The 17,978-nt window shown below is 61.8% G+C and carries 17 protein-coding genes; 15 read left to right on the forward strand and 2 right to left on the reverse strand.

Features of this window, described 5'->3' with window-relative positions; genetic code table 11:
- Positions 1-128 precede the first annotated feature (128 nt).
- Positions 129-1,694 carry a PAS domain-containing methyl-accepting chemotaxis protein gene (locus CKW24_RS03730; RefSeq protein ID WP_095165353.1) on the forward strand — a complete coding sequence of 522 codons (1,566 nt, stop codon included), beginning with the start codon at positions 129-131 and terminating at the stop codon, positions 1,692-1,694.
- Positions 1,695-1,798: 104 nt separating this feature from the next.
- Here CKW24_RS03730 and CKW24_RS03735 read toward each other — a convergent pair whose 3' ends face one another.
- Positions 1,799-2,476, reverse strand: a complete 678-nt coding sequence (locus CKW24_RS03735; RefSeq protein ID WP_095165355.1) for an alpha/beta family hydrolase — start codon at positions 2,474-2,476, stop codon at positions 1,799-1,801.
- 98 nt (positions 2,477-2,574) lie between these two features.
- On the opposite strand from CKW24_RS03735, the gene ccoN (CKW24_RS03740) reads away from it, so the two are divergent.
- The 8 genes from ccoN (CKW24_RS03740) to ccoP (CKW24_RS03775) all read left to right on the forward strand — a co-directional run bounded on the left by ccoN (CKW24_RS03740) (position 2,575) and on the right by ccoP (CKW24_RS03775) (position 9,484).
- Positions 2,575-3,999 (forward strand): cytochrome-c oxidase, cbb3-type subunit I, encoded by a 1,425-nt coding sequence (gene ccoN / locus CKW24_RS03740; protein WP_095165357.1) that lies wholly within the window; start codon positions 2,575-2,577, stop codon positions 3,997-3,999.
- A 10-nt stretch (positions 4,000-4,009) separates the two neighbouring features.
- Complete coding sequence (gene ccoO, locus CKW24_RS03745) at positions 4,010-4,618, forward strand: cytochrome-c oxidase, cbb3-type subunit II (RefSeq protein WP_095165359.1); 609 nt, start codon at positions 4,010-4,012, stop codon at positions 4,616-4,618.
- Positions 4,619-4,621: 3 nt separating this feature from the next.
- The gene (locus tag CKW24_RS03750; RefSeq protein ID WP_095165361.1) at positions 4,622-4,837 is read left to right on the forward strand and encodes a cbb3-type cytochrome c oxidase subunit 3; all 216 of its coding nucleotides are present in this window, start codon (positions 4,622-4,624) and stop codon (positions 4,835-4,837) included.
- Positions 4,834-5,787 carry a cytochrome-c oxidase, cbb3-type subunit III gene (gene ccoP, locus CKW24_RS03755; RefSeq protein ID WP_095165363.1) on the forward strand — a complete coding sequence of 318 codons (954 nt, stop codon included), beginning with the start codon at positions 4,834-4,836 and terminating at the stop codon, positions 5,785-5,787. The genes CKW24_RS03750 and ccoP (CKW24_RS03755) overlap by 4 nt, the downstream gene beginning before the upstream one ends.
- A gap of 481 nt (positions 5,788-6,268) precedes the next feature.
- The gene (gene ccoN / locus CKW24_RS03760; protein ID WP_095165365.1) at positions 6,269-7,711 is read left to right on the forward strand and encodes a cytochrome-c oxidase, cbb3-type subunit I; all 1,443 of its coding nucleotides are present in this window, start codon (positions 6,269-6,271) and stop codon (positions 7,709-7,711) included.
- The gene (gene ccoO, locus CKW24_RS03765) at positions 7,711-8,319 is read left to right on the forward strand and encodes a cytochrome-c oxidase, cbb3-type subunit II (protein WP_009042961.1); all 609 of its coding nucleotides are present in this window, start codon (positions 7,711-7,713) and stop codon (positions 8,317-8,319) included. Before ccoN (CKW24_RS03760) ends, ccoO (CKW24_RS03765) begins: the two co-directional genes overlap by 1 nt.
- 5 nt (positions 8,320-8,324) lie before the next feature.
- Positions 8,325-8,510: a CcoQ/FixQ family Cbb3-type cytochrome c oxidase assembly chaperone gene (locus CKW24_RS03770; RefSeq protein ID WP_003175465.1), complete on the forward strand. Its 186-nt coding sequence runs from the start codon at positions 8,325-8,327 to the stop codon at positions 8,508-8,510.
- Entirely contained in the window at positions 8,507-9,484 is a 978-nt protein-coding gene (gene ccoP / locus CKW24_RS03775) for a cytochrome-c oxidase, cbb3-type subunit III (RefSeq protein ID WP_095165367.1), read from the forward strand. Before CKW24_RS03770 ends, ccoP (CKW24_RS03775) begins: the two co-directional genes overlap by 4 nt.
- Before the next feature lie 68 nt (positions 9,485-9,552).
- Here the strand turns inward: ccoP (CKW24_RS03775) and CKW24_RS03780 are convergent, their stop codons facing one another.
- Positions 9,553-10,566: a metallophosphoesterase gene (locus tag CKW24_RS03780; protein WP_095165369.1), complete on the reverse strand. Its 1,014-nt coding sequence runs from the start codon at positions 10,564-10,566 to the stop codon at positions 9,553-9,555.
- A 378-nt stretch (positions 10,567-10,944) separates the two neighbouring features.
- Between CKW24_RS03780 and ccoG the strand changes: the two genes are divergently transcribed.
- The 6 genes from ccoG (at position 10,945) to hemN (ending at position 17,924) form a co-directional block, all read left to right on the forward strand.
- The gene (ccoG, locus tag CKW24_RS03785) at positions 10,945-12,360 is read left to right on the forward strand and encodes a cytochrome c oxidase accessory protein CcoG (RefSeq protein WP_095165370.1); all 1,416 of its coding nucleotides are present in this window, start codon (positions 10,945-10,947) and stop codon (positions 12,358-12,360) included.
- Between the two features lie 11 nt (positions 12,361-12,371).
- Positions 12,372-12,911, forward strand: coding sequence for a FixH family protein (locus tag CKW24_RS03790; RefSeq protein ID WP_095165372.1), 540 nt, complete (start codon positions 12,372-12,374; stop codon positions 12,909-12,911).
- A 146-nt stretch (positions 12,912-13,057) separates the two neighbouring features.
- Positions 13,058-15,508, forward strand: a complete 2,451-nt coding sequence (locus CKW24_RS03795) for a heavy metal translocating P-type ATPase (RefSeq protein WP_095165374.1) — start codon at positions 13,058-13,060, stop codon at positions 15,506-15,508.
- A 22-nt stretch (positions 15,509-15,530) separates the two neighbouring features.
- Positions 15,531-15,758, forward strand: a complete 228-nt coding sequence (gene ccoS, locus CKW24_RS03800; RefSeq protein ID WP_095165375.1) for a cbb3-type cytochrome oxidase assembly protein CcoS — start codon at positions 15,531-15,533, stop codon at positions 15,756-15,758.
- The gene (locus tag CKW24_RS03805; protein ID WP_095165377.1) at positions 15,751-16,434 is read left to right on the forward strand and encodes a sulfite exporter TauE/SafE family protein; all 684 of its coding nucleotides are present in this window, start codon (positions 15,751-15,753) and stop codon (positions 16,432-16,434) included. The genes ccoS and CKW24_RS03805 overlap by 8 nt, the downstream gene beginning before the upstream one ends.
- Positions 16,435-16,541: 107 nt before the next feature.
- Positions 16,542-17,924, forward strand: coding sequence for an oxygen-independent coproporphyrinogen III oxidase (hemN, locus tag CKW24_RS03810; RefSeq protein ID WP_095165379.1), 1,383 nt, complete (start codon positions 16,542-16,544; stop codon positions 17,922-17,924).
- Positions 17,925-17,978 lie beyond the last annotated feature (54 nt).

Consider the following 17,978-nt stretch of genomic DNA (forward strand, 5'->3'; position numbering starts at 1 on the left):
AAGGGTTTATCTGACGGCAAATGACGCGCCGGTCGTTTTGCGACGCAGCGCCGATTTCTTGAAAAAAAATTTCAATAATCCAGCGGGCTGGCCGAAACCCTGTCAAAGCCTTGCGGATTGAAAAAGCCATGCGTAATAACCAGCCCATCACTCAACGCGAACGGACCTTCCCGGCTCAGCAACGGTTGATTTCCACCACCGATGCCAAAGGCGTGATCAACTACTGCAACGACGCTTTTGTCGAGATCAGTGGGTTCTCCCGTGAAGAACTGATCCGTGCGCCGCACAATCTGGTCCGTCACCCCGACGTCCCGTCGGCGGTCTTCGCGCATATGTGGGGCACATTAAAACAAGGCCTGCCATGGATGGGCATTGTCAAGAATCGCTGCCAGAACGGTGACCATTACTGGGTCAACGCCTACGTGACCCCGGTATTCGACGGCAACCAGGTGATCGGCTACGAGTCAGTTCGGGTCAAGCCCACCGCCGAGCAGATCCGGCGCGCCGAGACCCTGTACCAGCGCATCAACCAGGGCAAGTCCGCCGTTCCCCAGCGTGACAAATGGCTGCCCGTGCTGCAGGACTGGCTGCCATTCATCCTGATCAGCCAGTTGAGCTTCATGATCGGCGCCACCCTCAATTCGCAATGGGGCTTTGCCCTCGCTGCCGGCCTTTCGGTGCCGCTGGGCCTGCTGGGGCTGAGCTGGCAACAACGCGGTCTCAAGCGCCTGTTGCGCCTCGCCGAGCAGACCACCTCCGACCCGCTGATCGCCCAGATGTACACCGACAGCCGTGGCGCCCAGGCGCGCCTGGAGATGTCGATCCTCAGCCAGGAAGCCCGCTTGAAAACCTGCCTGACCCGCCTGCAGGACACCGCCGAGCACCTGACGGAGCAGGCACGTCAATCTGACCAACTGGCGCATAACAGCTCCACTGGCCTGGAACGTCAGCGCGTGGAAACCGAGCAGGTGGCCACCGCCGTCAACCAGATGGCCGCCACCACCCAGGAAGTGGCCAGCCACGTCCAGCGCACCGCAGACGCGACCCAGGAAGCCAACCGCCTGACCGGGCGTGGTCGCGATATCGCCGGGGAAACCCGCGACGCCATCCAGCGCCTGTCGGTGGTAGTCGGGGAAACCGGCCTGACGGTGACCCAACTGGCCAAGGACAGCGACGAAATCGGTGGTGTGGTCGATGTGATCAAAGGCATTGCCGACCAGACCAACCTGCTGGCCCTCAACGCCGCCATCGAAGCCGCCCGCGCCGGCGAAATGGGCCGGGGTTTTGCGGTGGTGGCCGACGAAGTCCGCCAACTGGCACAACGTACCAGCGAGTCGACCGGACAGATCCACAGCCTGATCGCCAAGCTCCAGCAAACCGCCAGCACCGCCGTGCAAACCATGGAAGCCGGCCATCGCCAGGCCGAAGAAGGCGTGGCGCGGGTCCTTGAGGCAGACCAGGCCCTAGTGGGCATCAGCGAAGCGGTGGCCAATATCACCGACATGACCACTCAAATCGCCGCCGCCACCGAGGAGCAGAGCGCGGTGGCCGAAGAGATCAGCCGCAACATCAGCAACATTTCCGAACTGGCCGACCAGACCTCGGAACAGGCGCAGAACTCGGCCCTCCTCAGCGAAGAACTGACCCGGACCGCGAATACCCAGTATTCACTGGTGGAGCGCTTCAACCGCTGATTGCGATTGATCGTTACGGGGGATTGGGGTTAAGACAGTTGCTCCCACACTAGTGTAGGAGCGGGCGTTAGCTCGCCTGCAGCTCTTGATCTTGATCCACCCAACTACCGCAAAAACTCCGCAATCCCCTGCGCAGCCGCCGCCAAATGCTGCTCATGACTAACCCCAGAAACCTTCAGCGGCTTCAAGTCATGATCCGCTGCCACCAGCCACATCAACTCGATGCAAGGCGCCAAGTCATAACCCTCCACCGTATCCCGATTACCCAACCCATCCCGCTCACCCTGGATAATCAAGGCCCGAGTCTTTAATCCGGCCAAATGCTCCACTCGCGGTTTCTGCGGCTTACCCACGGGGTAAAACGGATAGCCCAGGCACACCAACGCATCCACCCCCAACTCATCCGCCAGCAAACTGGCCATCCGCCCGCCCATGGACTTGCCACCAATGGCCAGGGGCCCAGCGACATGACGTCGCACCAGGCCATACACCTCTCGCCAGCACTCAAGCAGCTTCGGCGCCGGATTGGGCGGCCGCCGACCGCCGTCCAGGCGTCGCTGGGCCATGTAGGGAAACTCGAAGCGCAGCACATTGACCCCACGGGCCGCAAGGCGTCCAGCCATGTCGGCCATCCATGCGCTGTCCATCGGCGCACCCGCCCCATGGGCAAGAATCAGGGTCGCCACGGCCGGCGTCGAGGCGCCATTCCACAACCAGCCCTGCTGACGCACACACTGCTCCCATTGATCCCCGTCAATACTGGCCTTGTGCTCTTTGTCCATGCTTGCCTCGCTTTTAATCTGCCTATAACTCCAGGCGAAGGGAGCGTTCGTGCCTTGCGCAGACGCCTTCACTTCGGCTGAACCGTGGATGGGGAACCATGAACACTTCTTTAAGTACCGCCTATAACTACAAGGTGGTCCGCCAATTCGCCATTATGACGGTGGTATGGGGCATCGTCGGCATGGGGCTCGGGGTTTTTCTCGCGGCTCAATTGGTCTGGCCCGAACTGAACTTCAATTTGCCGTGGACCAGCTTCGGTCGCCTGCGCCCGCTGCACACCAACGCGGTGATCTTCGCCTTTGGTGGCTGCGCACTGTTTGCCGCCTCGTTCTACTCGGTCCAACGCACTTGCCAGACGCAATTGTTCGCGCCAAAAATCGCCGCGTTCACCTTCTGGGGCTGGCAACTGGTGATCCTGCTGGCAGCCATCACCTTGCCGCTGGGCTACACCAGCTCCAAGGAATACGCCGAGCTGGAATGGCCGATCGACATCCTGATCACCATCGTCTGGGTCGCCTACGCCATCGTGTTCTTCGGCACGCTGATGAAGCGCAAGACCAAGCACATCTACGTCGGCAACTGGTTCTTCGGCGCGTTCATCATCACCGTGGCCATCCTGCACATCGTCAACAACCTGGAGCTGCCGGTCAGCCTGACCAAGTCCTACTCGGTGTATGCCGGTGCGACCGATGCCATGGTCCAGTGGTGGTACGGCCACAACGCCGTAGGCTTCTTCCTCACTGCCGGTTTCCTGGGGATGATGTACTACTTCGTGCCGAAGCAGGCCGAGCGCCCTGTGTACTCCTATCGCCTGTCGATCGTGCACTTCTGGGCCCTGATCACCCTGTACATCTGGGCCGGCCCGCACCACCTGCACTACACCGCGCTGCCGGACTGGGCTCAGTCGCTGGGCATGGTGATGTCGCTGATTCTGCTGGCGCCGAGCTGGGGCGGCATGATCAACGGCATGATGACCCTCTCGGGCGCCTGGCATAAGCTGCGCAGCGACCCGATCCTGCGCTTCCTGGTGGTGTCCCTGGCGTTCTACGGCATGTCGACCTTCGAAGGCCCGATGATGGCGATCAAGACCGTCAACGCCCTCTCCCACTACACCGACTGGACCATCGGCCACGTACACGCCGGCGCCCTCGGCTGGGTAGCGATGATCTCCATCGGCGCGCTGTACCACATGATCCCGAAAATCTTCGGTCGTACGCAGATGCACAGTGTCGGCCTGATCAACGCGCACTTCTGGCTCGCCACCATCGGCACCGTGCTCTACATCGCCTCGATGTGGGTCAACGGCATTGCCCAGGGCCTGATGTGGCGTGCCGTCAACGAAGACGGGACCCTGACCTACTCCTTCGTGGAAACCCTGGTGGCCAGCCACCCAGGCTTCGTCGTACGCCTGGTCGGCGGGGCGATCTTCCTGAGCGGCATGTTCCTGATGGCCTACAACACCTGGCGCACCGTGCGTGAGGCCCAACCAGCCGAAGTCGCCGCCGCGGCGCAGATGGCCTGAGGAGTCCACCATGAAACACGAAACGATTGAAAAAAACGTCGGCCTGCTGCTGTTGCTGATGGTCTTTGCGGTGAGCATCGGCGGTCTGACGCAGATCGTCCCGCTGTTCTTCCAGGACGTCACCAACAAGCCGGTCGAAGGCATGAAGCCCTACACCGCGCTGCAACTGGAAGGTCGCGACATCTACATCCGCGAAGGCTGCGTGCAGTGCCACTCGCAGATGATCCGTCCGTTCCGCGCCGAGACCGAACGTTATGGCCACTACTCGGTAGCCGGTGAAAGCGTCTGGGACCACCCGTTCCTGTGGGGTTCCAAGCGTACCGGTCCGGACCTGGCACGGGTCGGCGGTCGCTACTCCGATGACTGGCACCGCGCCCACCTGTACAACCCGCGCAACGTGGTACCGGAGTCGAAAATGCCGGCCTATCCATGGCTGGTTACCCAGGCCGTGGACAGCAGCAATACCGAAACCAAGCTCAAGGTCATGCGCACCCTGGGCGTGCCCTACACCGACGAGGACATCGCCGGGTCAGTCGCCACGCTCAAGGGCAAGACCGAGATGGACGCCCTGGTCTCCTACCTGCAAGTGCTCGGCACTGCGATCAAGAGCAAGAGGTGAGCCATGCCCTATGAAATATTGAGCGTAATCAGCACTGGAATGATCCGCGGCCTGGGCACCGTCGTGGTGTTCGTGGCCTTTATCGGCCTGACCCTGTGGGTGTTCAACAGCAAGCGCAGCGCGCAATTCGCCGAAGCCCGCCTGCTGCCGTTTGCCGATGAACCCCTGGCCGAAGACGCCAGCACTCAAGAACCCGCAACAAGGAGTACCCGGCCATGACCACCTTCTGGAGTACGTGGATCTGCGTACTGACCATCGGCAGCCTGATCGGCCTGACCTGGCTGCTGGTCGGCACCCGCAAGGGTGAGACCAAGGGCAGTGTCGACCAGACCATGGGCCATGCCTTCGACGGCATCGAGGAATATGACAACCCGCTGCCCCAGTGGTGGTTCCTGCTGTTCGCCGGGACCCTGGTGTTTGCCGTGGGCTACCTGATCCTCTACCCGGGCCTGGGTAACTGGAAAGGCATCCTGCCGGGCTATCAGGACGGCTGGACCCAGACCAAGGAATGGGACAAGGAAATGGCCAAGGCCGACGCCAAGTTCGGGCCGATCTTCGCCAAATTTGCAGCCATGCCCGTGGAAGAAGTAGCCAAGGACCCACAAGCACTGAAGATGGGCGGACGCCTGTTCGCCTCCAACTGCTCGGTGTGCCACGGCTCGGATGCCAAGGGTGCCTTCGGCTTCCCCAACCTGGCGGACAGCGACTGGCGCTGGGGCGGTAGCGCGGAGGCGATCAAGACCACCATCATGGGTGGGCGGATGGCGGCGATGCCGGCCTGGGGTGAAGTCCTGGGCGATGCCGGGGTGAAAAACGTTGCCGCCTATGTACGCCACGAACTCGCCGGCCTGCCGTTGCCAGAGGACAGCGGTGCCGACCTGGTCGCCGGACAGCAAGCGTACAGCACCACCTGCGTAGCCTGTCACGGCGCCAATGGCCAAGGCATGGAACTGATGGGCGCGCCGAACCTGACGCACCCGGCGGCGTTCATCTACGGCACTAGCCTGGCCCAGTTGCAGCAGACCATTCGCCATGGTCGCCAGGGCCACATGCCGGCGCAGAACGAACTGCTCGGCAATGACAAAGTGCAATTGCTGGCAGCGTACGTCTACAGCCTCTCCCACGGTGCCAGCGCTCAGCCGCTGCAGGCAGAGGGCAAAAGCGAATAACTCGCAACCGCATTACTGTCGCACCTTCCTGGTGCGGCAGCTCCCTACCTCTTTGCGACGCATTGTCGCACCCCAAAAAGGTCTGCCTTTGCGTCCGGCAGATTCACGTCTAAGCTTGCTGCCAAGCGGACTGGCAAAGGCCGGTCACAGGTCAACCGTAAAGGATGGGTTCGACGATTCGGTTCGATGACAGGCCGCAAAGGCCGGTAGACACCGGCTGTCGTCCAAGTTGCCGTCTGTCACCTGCACGCCTCGTTTGAACACACCCCGTTACAACTGACCCGACCCCCTCGCCCTTTTCCCCTGCCGGGACATTTTCCCCCTGGGCAAATTTGTCCCTACGCGGCGCATGGAAAGGCCGCAGAATCAGCTTTTGAAAGCATTGACGCAGGTCATGGCGCGTTGCAATGACCCCCCGCTTTCTCCATACTTGCGGCCGATTTTTATCCCTAATAAAACACCCAAACCGTGGAACCTTAGAATGAGCACAGCAATCAGTCCGACTGCTTATAACTATAAGGTAGTCCGCCAGTTCGCCATCATGACGGTGGTCTGGGGGATCCTTGGCATGGGGCTCGGTGTCTTCATCGCCTCGCAACTGGTCTGGCCGGAGTTGAACTTCGGTCTGCCGTGGACGAGCTTTGGACGCCTGCGCCCACTGCACACCAACCTGGTGATCTTCGCCTTCGGTGGTTGTGCATTGTTTGCCACTTCTTATTACGTCGTGCAGCGAACCTGCCAAACGCGACTGATTTCCGACAGCCTCGCGGCCTTCACCTTCTGGGGTTGGCAAGCGGTGATCGTCGGCGCGATTGTTACCTTGCCGCTGGGTTACACCACCACCAAGGAATACGCGGAACTGGAATGGCCTCTGGCTATCCTGCTGGCTATCGTCTGGGTCACCTACGGTCTGGTGTTCTTCGGCACCATCACCAAGCGCAAGACCAAGCACATCTACGTCGGTAACTGGTTCTACGGTGCCTTCATCGTTGTGACGGCGATGCTGCACATCGTCAACCACGCCTCCCTGCCGGTCAGTTTCTTCAAGTCCTACTCGGCCTACGCCGGTGCGACCGACGCCATGATCCAGTGGTGGTACGGCCACAACGCGGTAGGTTTCTTCCTGACCACCGGCTTCCTGGGGATGATGTACTACTTCGTGCCGAAGCAGGCCGAGCGTCCGATCTACTCGTATCGCCTGTCGATCGTGCACTTCTGGGCCCTGATCACCCTGTACATCTGGGCCGGTCCGCACCACCTGCACTACACCGCACTGCCGGACTGGGCTCAGTCCCTGGGCATGGCGATGTCGATCATCCTGCTGGCTCCAAGCTGGGGCGGCATGATCAACGGCATGATGACCCTGTCGGGCGCCTGGCATAAGCTGCGCACCGACCCGATCCTGCGCTTCCTGGTGGTCTCCCTGGCGTTCTACGGCATGTCGACCTTCGAAGGCCCGATGATGGCCATCAAGACCGTCAACTCGCTGTCGCACTACACCGACTGGACCATCGGCCACGTACACGCCGGTGCCTTGGGCTGGGTAGCGATGATCTCGATCGGCGCGATCTACCACATGATCCCGAAACTGTTCGGTCGTGCGCAGATGCACAGCACTGGCCTGATCAACACCCACTTCTGGCTCGCGACCATCGGTACCGTGCTCTACATCGCTTCGATGTGGGTCAACGGCATCACCCAGGGCCTGATGTGGCGTGCAATCAACGACGACGGCACCCTGACCTACTCGTTCGTTGAAGCGCTGCAAGCCAGCCACCCGGGCTTTATCGTTCGCGCCCTGGGCGGTGCATTCTTCGCCTCCGGCATGCTGTTCATGGCCTACAACGTATTCCGTACCGTACGCGCCTCGAACCCGGCAGAAGCCAAAGCCGCCGAACAGATTGCTGTAGTTGGAGCTCACTGATGAAGCATGAAGCAGTCGAGAAGAATATTGGCCTGCTGGCCTTCTTCATGGTCATCGCCGTCAGCATCGGCGGCCTGACCCAGATCGTCCCGCTGTTTTTCCAGGATGTCACCAACAAGCCGGTCGAAGGCATGAAGCCACGTACCGCCCTTGAACTGGAAGGCCGCGACGTCTACATCGCCAACGGTTGTGTCGGCTGCCACTCGCAGATGATCCGTCCGTTTCGCGCTGAAACCGAACGTTATGGCCACTACTCGGTAGCCGGTGAAAGCGTCTGGGACCACCCGTTCCTGTGGGGTTCCAAGCGTACCGGTCCGGACCTGGCCCGCGTCGGCGGTCGTTACTCCGATGACTGGCAGCGTGCGCACTTGTACAACCCGCGCAACGTGGTGCCCGAGTCGAAAATGCCGGCCTACCCGTTCCTCGTGGAAAACAAGCTCGACGGCAAGGACACCGCGAAGAAAATGGAAGTCTTGCGCACGCTCGGCGTCCCTTACACCGACGAAGACATCGCCGGCGCCAAGGATGCTGTGAAGGGCAAAACCGAAATGGACGCGCTGGTGGCCTATCTGCAAGGCCTGGGCACCATCATCAAAAGCAAACGGTGATTTAGATGGATATCGGGATGATTCGTGGCCTGGGCACCGTTGTCGTGATGGTTGCCTTTATCGGTCTGGCCTTGTGGGTGTTCAGCCCCAAGCGCAAGTCCGAGTTTGAAGACGCGACCTTGCTGCCTTTCGCGGATGATCCCGAAGCCATCAAGCACGTCGAGCAAGCTTCTAGGAGTAACAAAGAATGACTACGTTCTGGAGTCTGTACGTCACAGTCCTCAGTCTGGGTACCATCTTCGCCCTGACCTGGCTGCTGCTGTCGACCCGCAAGGGCCAGCGCAGCGAGCAGACAGATGAGACGGTTGGCCACTCCTTCGACGGGATCGAGGAGTACGACAACCCGCTGCCGAAATGGTGGTTCATGCTGTTCGTCGGCACCATCGTCTTCGCCCTGGGTTATCTGGTGCTGTACCCGGGCCTGGGCAACTGGAAAGGCCTGCTGCCGGGTTACAGCTACCTCGATAACGAGAAGCAGACCCCGTTCGCCAACGGCCAGTCCGGCTGGACCGGCGTTCACGAGTGGGAAAAGGAAATGGCCAAGTCGGACGCCAAGTTCGGTCCGATCTTCGCCAAGTTCGCTGCCATGCCGATCGAAGAGGTCGCCAAGGACCCACAAGCCCTGAAGATGGGTGGCCGCCTGTTCGCCTCCAACTGCTCGGTTTGCCACGGCTCCGACGCCAAGGGTGCTTATGGCTTCCCGAACCTGACCGACGCCGACTGGCGCTGGGGCGGTTCGCCAGCAGAAATCAAGGCCACCATCCTCGGCGGTCGTCACGCCGTGATGCCAGCCTGGGCTGAAGTGATCGGTGAACAAGGCGTCAGCGACGTTGCGGCATTTGTCCTGACCAACCTCGATGGCCGTAAACTGCCAGAAGGCAGCAAAGCCGACCCGGTTGCTGGCCAGAAGCTGTTCGCCGCCAACTGCGTGGCATGCCACGGCCCAGCGGGCAAAGGCACGCCAGCAATGGGTGCACCTGACCTGACTCACCCGGGCGCGTTCATCTACGGCTCGAGCTTTGCTCAACTGCAGCAGACCATCCGTTACGGCCGTCAGGGCCAGATGCCTGCGCAAGAGCAAATGCAGGGTAACGACAAGGTTCACTTGCTGGCCGCTTACGTCTACAGCCTGTCTCACGGCGAGAAGGCAGCGGACGCCGAGTAAGGCAAACGCTTGATGCAACAACCAACGGCCCCGTCAGTCACCTGACGGGGCCGTTTGGTTTGTGCCCCCTAATACTGCACTTCAATCACCGACTCGAGTTGACGGCTGGGCCAGTTATTGTCTTTGACGCGATGGACCGCCAGTGATTGCCGGTCTGCGGCAAAGCTTGCGATCAGGTAGCTCTGCTGGGAAGCCGAACCGCTGAGAAACACCGGCACCTGGCCAAATTCCTCGGTGGCATACCAGTATTGCCCTGTGTAGCCGTGATAATGCCCGGCAAATACCGCCGTGACTTTGTAGGTCTCGATCATGTTTCTAAACCGGGCGATCTGCTCCTGACTGCCGGCCCAGTCTCGCGGCTTGTGCAGGTTGAGAATAATAATTCGGCCCTGCTCCCGGGCCTTTTTCAGGTCGCCTTCGAGCCATTCCAGCGCATCGCTGATTTCGAACGCCTTGGGACTGATGAGAGGCACTCCGGAGCTGAAGTTCACCGAATAGGTCGGCTCGTTGTGCAGTTGCACCAGATGCACATCACCCTGGTTGCGCGAATACGCCAGGCTGCCGTAATAGATATCGGTGCCCCCCGAGACCCGCACGCCGAAGTCCATGCTGTCGACCTTGCCCCAGTAACGCTGCTTGAGCGCCTCGATACTGTCGGCAGCGCAGCTGTTGAGAAAACAATCGTCGACGTTGTTTTCATAGTCGTGATTGCCCAACCCGTAGTCATAGACCCCCTCCAGCCGGGACTCCAGAATCGGCATCAGCACCGAGCGTTGCCAGCCGTGGCCAAACGCCGTGAGGTCGCCATTGATCATCACTGGCACCCGCTGGACACCCCCGAAATTGCGGCGGAAACTGGCAATATCGGCGTATTGGGTATCGATCAGCCACTTCGAACGGGCGTCGCGCGCTGAGTCTGATTCGGGCGAGCCGTCATCGGAGCTTTCAGTCCAGGGATACTGCGGGTCGGAGGCAAAGACCAGGTGCACAGGTGATACAGTCTCCTGCGCGCTGAATGCGCCGGGCGCCCCGCAGAAGAGCACCAGCACGGCGGCTAACTTGTAACAATTAATGAGCTTCATAAAATTCCATTTTCATAAAGGGTTTAAGGTGAATGAGCCAGGTCGATCCTGGCTCGCCACCAACTTACTGCCCCTTGCGAAAATGAAACAAACCCCTGGCCGCACTTAATCAAGTGCCGATGTTTCAGCGCCGGTGGTGGCGATGCTGGCCAGGCGTGAGGATGGTGGGGGGAAAATCGTCCATACTGAACAAGTCAATTGACCTGCATCATGATTTGTTACATTTGCTACACCATCCTCCCATTTTTCCCAACGCGACCAAAGGTCGCACCCTTGCGCTAGAGCTTCAGGCGTATCATTGCGCCACTGCAACAGCCTTTTTGACCGCGGTCGGCACGTACTGACCGAGGCATTTTTCCACTGCCGTGGGATGCAATGATGAGCAATCAAATTCCGGTACACGACGTTACACCACCTGCCAAGAACGCGAACAACAGCGTCGACCTTTACGCCTCAAGAGAAAAAATCTACACCCGCGCCTTCACCGGCCTGTTCCGCAATCTGCGGATGATGGGCGGTGCCGGGCTGTTCCTGCTGTATTTCGGTACGGTGTGGCTCAACTGGGGCGGCCACCAGGCCGTGTGGTGGAACCTGCCTGAACGCAAATTCTTCATTTTCGGCGCCACCTTCTGGCCGCAGGACTTCATCCTGCTCTCGGGCCTGCTGATCATTGCCGCCTTCGGGCTGTTCTTCATTACCGTCTACGCCGGACGCGTCTGGTGCGGCTATACCTGCCCGCAGAGCGTCTGGACATGGATTTACATGTGGTGCGAGAAGGTCACCGAAGGCGACCGCAACCAGCGCATCAAGCTCGACAAGGCGCCAATGAGCGCCAACAAGTTCCTGCGCAAGTTCAGCAAACACAGCCTGTGGCTGTTGATCGGTTTCGTCACCGGCATGACCTTCGTCGGCTATTTCTCGCCGATTCGTGAGCTGGTCATCGACTTCTTCACCGGCCAGGCGGATGGCTGGTCGTACTTCTGGGTCGGCTTCTTCACCCTCGCCACCTACGGCAACGCCGGCTGGTTGCGCGAGCAGGTGTGCATCTACATGTGCCCGTATGCACGTTTCCAGAGCGTGATGTTCGACAAGGACACCCTGATCGTTTCCTACGATCCGCGCCGTGGCGAAGCCCGTGGCCCGCGCAAAAAAGGCGTGGACTACAAGGCCCAGGGCCTGGGTGACTGCATCGATTGCACCATGTGCGTACAGGTGTGCCCGACCGGCATCGACATCCGCGACGGCCTGCAGATCGAATGCATCGGCTGTGCCGCGTGCATCGACGCCTGCGACAGCATCATGGACAAGATGGACTACCCCCGCGGCCTGATCAGCTACACCACCGAGCACAACCTGTCCGGCCAGAAAACCCATAAACTGCGACCGCGCCTGATCGGCTATGCGCTGGTGTTGCTGGCAATGATCAGCCTCCTGGTGACCGCTTTCTTCATGCGCCCACTGGTGGGCTTCGACGTCAGCAAGGACCGCGTGCTGTACCGCGAGAACGCCGAAGGGCGGATCGAGAACGTCTACAGCCTCAAAGTCATGAACAAGGACCAGCGCGACCATACCTACCTGCTGGAAGCCGCTGGCCTGCCAGACCTCAAGCTGCAAGGCAAGCGTGAGATCAAGGTCGCCGCCGGGGAAATTTTCAGCATGCCGGTCGAGTTGTCGAGTGCACCGGAGCAACTGCCGTCAAGCACCAACGAGGTGAAATTCATCCTCAAGGATGCCGACGACGACAGCGTCCACATTGAAGCCAAGAGCCGATTCATCGGCCCACAAATTCGTTGAGAGAAGTCATCATGCCTGCAGCAAATGCCACCAGCCCTTGGTACAAGCACCTCTGGCCCTGGATCATCATCGCGATCCTGGCCTGTTCGGTGACGCTGACCCTGTCGATGGTGACCATCGCGGTGAACAACCCGGACAACCTGGTCAACGACAATTACTACGAGGCTGGCAAAGGCATCAACCGCTCCCTGGACCGTGAGCTGCTGGCCCAGACCCTGCTGCTGCGCGCCAGCGTGCACCTGGATGGGGTCACCGGCGAAGTCGACCTGCACCTGACCGGCAACAGCCAGCCCAGGACCCTGGAGCTGAACCTGATCTCGCCGACCCAGCCAGAGAAAGACCGCAAGATCACCCTGACTCGCAGCGAAACCGAACCAGGCCGCTACATCGGCCAGGTGACCGACAAGGTCGAAGGCCGCCGCTTTGTCGAATTGCTCGGCAGCCAGGACGATCACATCTGGCGCATGTTCGAAGAAGAACAGGTCAGCCACGACAAGGACCTGCTGTTGGGTGACGAACCGCTGCAAGGCGCCGAAGACCTGAAGAACTAAAAACTGCGCTTCGCGCATTCGCGGGCAAGCCCGCTCCCACAGTTGATCAGCGGTCGTGAGCTCGCCAACGATCCCTGTGGGAGCGGGTTTGCCCGCGAAGCGGCCCTATCCGACGATAGAGATCCAGCGGTACTAGTGATTACCCCATGACCACCAGCCCAATCCCCTGCTACCACTGCGCCCTGCCCGTCCCGTCTGGCAGCCGGTTTACTGCCGTGATCCTCGGCGAAACCCGCGAGCTCTGCTGCCCAGGATGCCAGGCGGTGGCCGAAGCGATAGTCGCCGGTGGCCTGGAGCATTACTACAGTCACCGTAGCGAAGCCTCGGCCAACCCCGAAGCCTTGCCGGTGCAGCTGGTCGACGAACTGGCGCTGTACGACCGCGCCGATGTGCAGCAACCCTTCGTCCGCCACGACGGCGACCTGGCCGAAACCACGCTACTGATGGAAGGCATCAGTTGCGCCGCCTGTGGCTGGTTGATCGAAAAACACCTGCGTGGCCTGCCTGCCGTGGCCGAGGCGCGGCTGAACCTGTCGAACCATCGCCTGCACGTGCGCTGGGTCGATAGCCAGTTGCCGTTGAGTCAGGTGCTCAGCGAGTTGCGCCACATCGGCTATGCCGCCCACCCCTACCAGGCCGACCGCGCCAGCGAACAACTGGCCAGCGAAAACCGCCTGGCCCTGCGCCAACTGGGTGTAGCCGGCCTGCTGTGGTTCCAGGCGATGATGGCAACCATGGCGACATGGCCGGAATTCAACATCGACCTCAGCCCCGAACTGCACACCATCTTGCGCTGGGTCGCGCTGTTCCTGACCACGCCGATTGTGTTCTACAGCTGCGCGCCGTTCTTCAAAGGGGCGATGCGCGACCTGCGCACCCGCCACCTGACCATGGACGTATCGGTCTCGCTGGCCATTGGCGGCGCCTACCTGGCGGGTATCTGGACCTCGATCACCGGCACCGGCGAGCTGTATTTCGACGCGGTCGGCATGTTCGCCCTGTTCCTGCTGGCCGGGCGTTACCTGGAGCGCCGGGCCCGCGAGCGCACAGCCGCGGCCACCGCGCAGCTGGTGAACCTGCTACCGGCCTCCTGCCTGCGCCTGAGCACCGATGGCCAAAGCGAACGGATCCTGCTCAGCGAGTTACGCCTGGGCGACCAGGTGCTGGTGCACCCCGGCGCGATCCTGCCGGCTGACGGGCGGATTCTCGACGGCCAGTCGAGCGTCGATGAGTCGCTGCTGACCGGCGAATACCTGCCCCAGGCCCGCACACGTGGCGATACGGTCACCGCGGGCACCCTGAATGTCGAAGGCGCGCTGACCGTCGAGGTCCAGGCCCTCGGCCAGGACACGCGCCTGTCGGCCATCGTCCGCTTGCTGGAGCGGGCCCAGGCGGAAAAACCGCGGCTGGCGGAGATCGCCGACAAAGCCGCGCAATGGTTCCTCCTGCTGTCACTGGTGGCCGCCGCGGTGATCGGCCTGCTGTGGTGGCAACTGGATGCGTCCCGGGCGTTCTGGATCGTCCTGGCGATGCTGGTGGCTACCTGCCCGTGCGCCTTGTCACTGGCCACGCCCACCGCCCTGACTGCCGCCACCGGCACCCTGCACAAACTCGGCCTGTTGCTGACCCGTGGGCATGTGCTCGAAGGCCTGAACCAGATCGACACGGTGATTTTCGACAAGACCGGAACCCTCACCGAAGGACGCCTGGCCTTACGCTCGATCCGGCCCCTGGCCAGCCTCGACAGCGACCAGTGCCTGGCCCTCGCCGCCGCCCTGGAAAACCGTTCTGAACACCCGATTGCCCGCGCATTCGGCCGCGCCCCGCTGGCCGCCGAAGAAGTCCTCAGCAGCCCAGGCCTGGGCCTCGAAGGGCGAGTCGGCGAGCAGCGCCTGCGCATTGGCCAACCGGCCTTCGTCTGCGCGCTCAGCGGCTGTGCGGTGCCGGCCATGCCTGAGGAAGCCGGGCAGTGGCTGCTGCTGGGTGACAGCAGCGGCGCACTGGCCTGGCTGGTCCTCGACGACCGCCTGCGCAGTGACGCCCCCGCCCTGCTCGCCGCCTGCAAGGCCCGGGGCTGGCGTACGCTGCTGCTGTCCGGCGACAGTTCGCCAATGGTCGCCAGCGTGGCCGCCGAGCTGGGCATCGATGAAGCCCGGGGCGGTTTGCGCCCGGACGACAAGCTGCAAGTGCTCAAGCAACTGCAACAGCAAGGCCGCAAGGTGTTGATGCTCGGCGATGGGGTCAATGATGTGCCGGTGCTGGCCGCCGCCGACATCAGCGTGGCCATGGGTTCGGCCACTGACCTGGCGAAAACCAGTGCCGACGCGGTGTTGCTGTCCAACCGCCTGGACGCCCTGGTGCAAGCCTTTAGCCTGGCCCGCCGGACCCGTCGAGTAATCATCGAGAACCTGCTGTGGGCCGGGCTGTACAATGGCCTCATGTTGCCCTTCGCGGCCCTCGGCTGGATCACTCCGGTGTGGGCCGCGGTCGGCATGTCCATCAGTTCGTTGACCGTGGTGCTCAATGCCCTGCGCCTGACTCGCCTGCCGAGCGCGCCCGCAAGCACCCCGCCACACACCCCCGCGCTGCCGGCCTGAGCCGCGCGCGCATGGAGTCCCGATGCCAGCTCTCTACGTGATGATCCCGGCGGCACTGCTGATCGTCGCCATCGCTATCTACATTTTCTTCTGGGCGGTCGACAGCGGTCAGTACGACGACCTCGACGGACCGGCCCACAGCATCCTGTTCGACGACCAGGACCCTAACCACCAGGCGGCGATCAACGAAGCCGACGGCCACCCGACGGATCCGGCCAAGCCGACCGACAAGACCCCACCCCATGCTTGAACTGGCACCCCTGCTGGTCTCGGCACTGATCCTCGGGCTGCTCGGTGGCGGCCACTGCCTGGGCATGTGTGGCGGGCTGATGGGCGCGCTGACCCTGGCGATCCCCAAGGAACAACGCAGTCGGCGTTTTCGCCTGCTGCTGGCGTACAACCTCGGGCGGATTCTCAGCTACGCCACCGCCGGCCTGCTGATCGGCCTAGCGGGATGGGCAGTGGCCAACAGCCCGGCGGCGATGTTCATGCGCATCCTCGCCGGCCTGCTGTTGATCGCCATGGGCCTGTATCTGGCGGGCTGGTGGAGCGGCCTGACCCGCATCGAAAGCCTGGGCCGTGGCCTGTGGCGTTATATCCAGCCAGTGGCCAACCGTTTGCTGCCAGTCTCGAGCCTGCCGCGCGCCTTGCTGCTGGGTGCGCTGTGGGGGTGGCTGCCTTGCGGGCTGGTGTACAGCACCCTGCTGTGGTCCGCCAGCCAGGGCAATGCGCTGGACAGTGCGCTGCTGATGCTCGCCTTTGGCCTCGGCACCTGGCCGGTGCTGCTGGCCACCGGGCTGGCCGCCGAACGAGTCACCGCCCTGCTGCGCAAGCGTAGCGTGCGCATGGCGGGTGGCCTGCTGGTGATCCTGTTCGGCATCTGGACCCTGCCGGGGCCACATCAGCATTGGTTGATGGGGCACTGAGCACGGCGCCCGCTGCGCCCGCTGCGCCCCTTGATACAAGTCAACATGCCCACGTTGGCAACCCCCTAGACTCGCTGTCACTGCCAGCCTATCCGGGGAATGCCCGCATGCTCGACGCCATTCGTTGGGACACAGATCTGATCCGCCGTTACGACCTGGCGGGACCTCGCTACACCTCGTACCCGACCGCGGTGCAATTCCACAGCCAGGTCGGCTCCTTCGACCTGCTCCATGCCCTGCGCGAGAGTCGCAAGGCCCAGCGACCGTTGTCGCTGTACGTGCATGTGCCGTTCTGCGCGAACATTTGCTACTACTGCGCCTGCAACAAGGTCATCACCAAGGACCGTGGCCGTGCGTTGCCGTACCTGCAACGCCTGGAGCAGGAAATCCAGCTGGTGGCCTGCCACTTGGACCCGCAGCAGAAAGTCGAGCAATTGCATTTTGGTGGCGGCACCCCGACCTTCCTCAGCCACGACGAGTTGCGCCAGCTGATGGCGCAACTGCGCAAGCATTTCAACCTGCTGGACGATGACTCCGGCGACTACGGTATCGAGATCGACCCACGCGAGGCCGACTGGTCGACCATGGGCCTGCTGCGCGAACTGGGCTTCAACCGGGTCAGCATCGGCCTGCAAGACCTCGATCCGGCAGTGCAGCGGGCGGTCAATCGCCTGCAGAGTCTGGAAGAGACCCGTGCGGTGATCGATGCGGCGCGCACTCTGCAATTTCGCTCGATCAATATCGACCTGATCTACGGCCTGCCCAAGCAGACCGCGGAAAACTTCGCTCGCACCGTCGAGGAAGTCATCAGCCTGCAGCCGGACCGGCTCTCGGTGTTCAACTACGCCCACTTGCCCGAGCGCTTCATGCCGCAGCGGCGGATCAACAGCAGCGACCTGCCCGCTCCGGCGGAAAAACTGCAGATGCTGCAGCGCACCATCGAGCAATTGACCGCCGCCGGTTATCGCTACATCGGCATGGACCACTTCGCCCTGCCGGACGATGAACTGGCCATTGCCCAGGAAGAGACCACCCTGCAGCGCAACTTCCAGGGCTATACCACCCACGGACATTGCGACCTGATTGGCCTGGGGGTTTCGGCCATCAGCCAGATCGGCGACCTGTACTGCCAGAACAGCAGCGATCTCAACGAATACCAGAATGCCCTGGCCAGCTCACAACTGGGCACCAGCCGTGGCTTGGTCTGCACCCAGGACGACCGGATCCGGCGAGCGGTGATCCAGCAGTTGATCTGCAATTTCCATCTGCAGTTCGCAACCATCGAACAGCAGTTCAACCTCGACTTTCGTGGCTACTTCGGCGAGCTCTGGCCACAGTTGCAGGCCATGGCCACTGATGGCCTGATTGAACTCGATAGCGAGAAAATCCTGGTCCTACCGGCCGGGCGCCTGCTGGTGCGATCGGTGTGCATGGTGTTCGACGCATACCTGGAACAGCAGAACCGCCAGCGTTTTTCGCGAGTAATTTGACCCAGGCTACGGACAAATAGACTGCGCCATGTTGCCGCAGTCTGGCCTCCGGGT

The organism is Pseudomonas sp. Irchel 3H3, from assembly GCF_900187635.1.
Lineage (GTDB): Bacteria > Pseudomonadota > Gammaproteobacteria > Pseudomonadales > Pseudomonadaceae > Aquipseudomonas.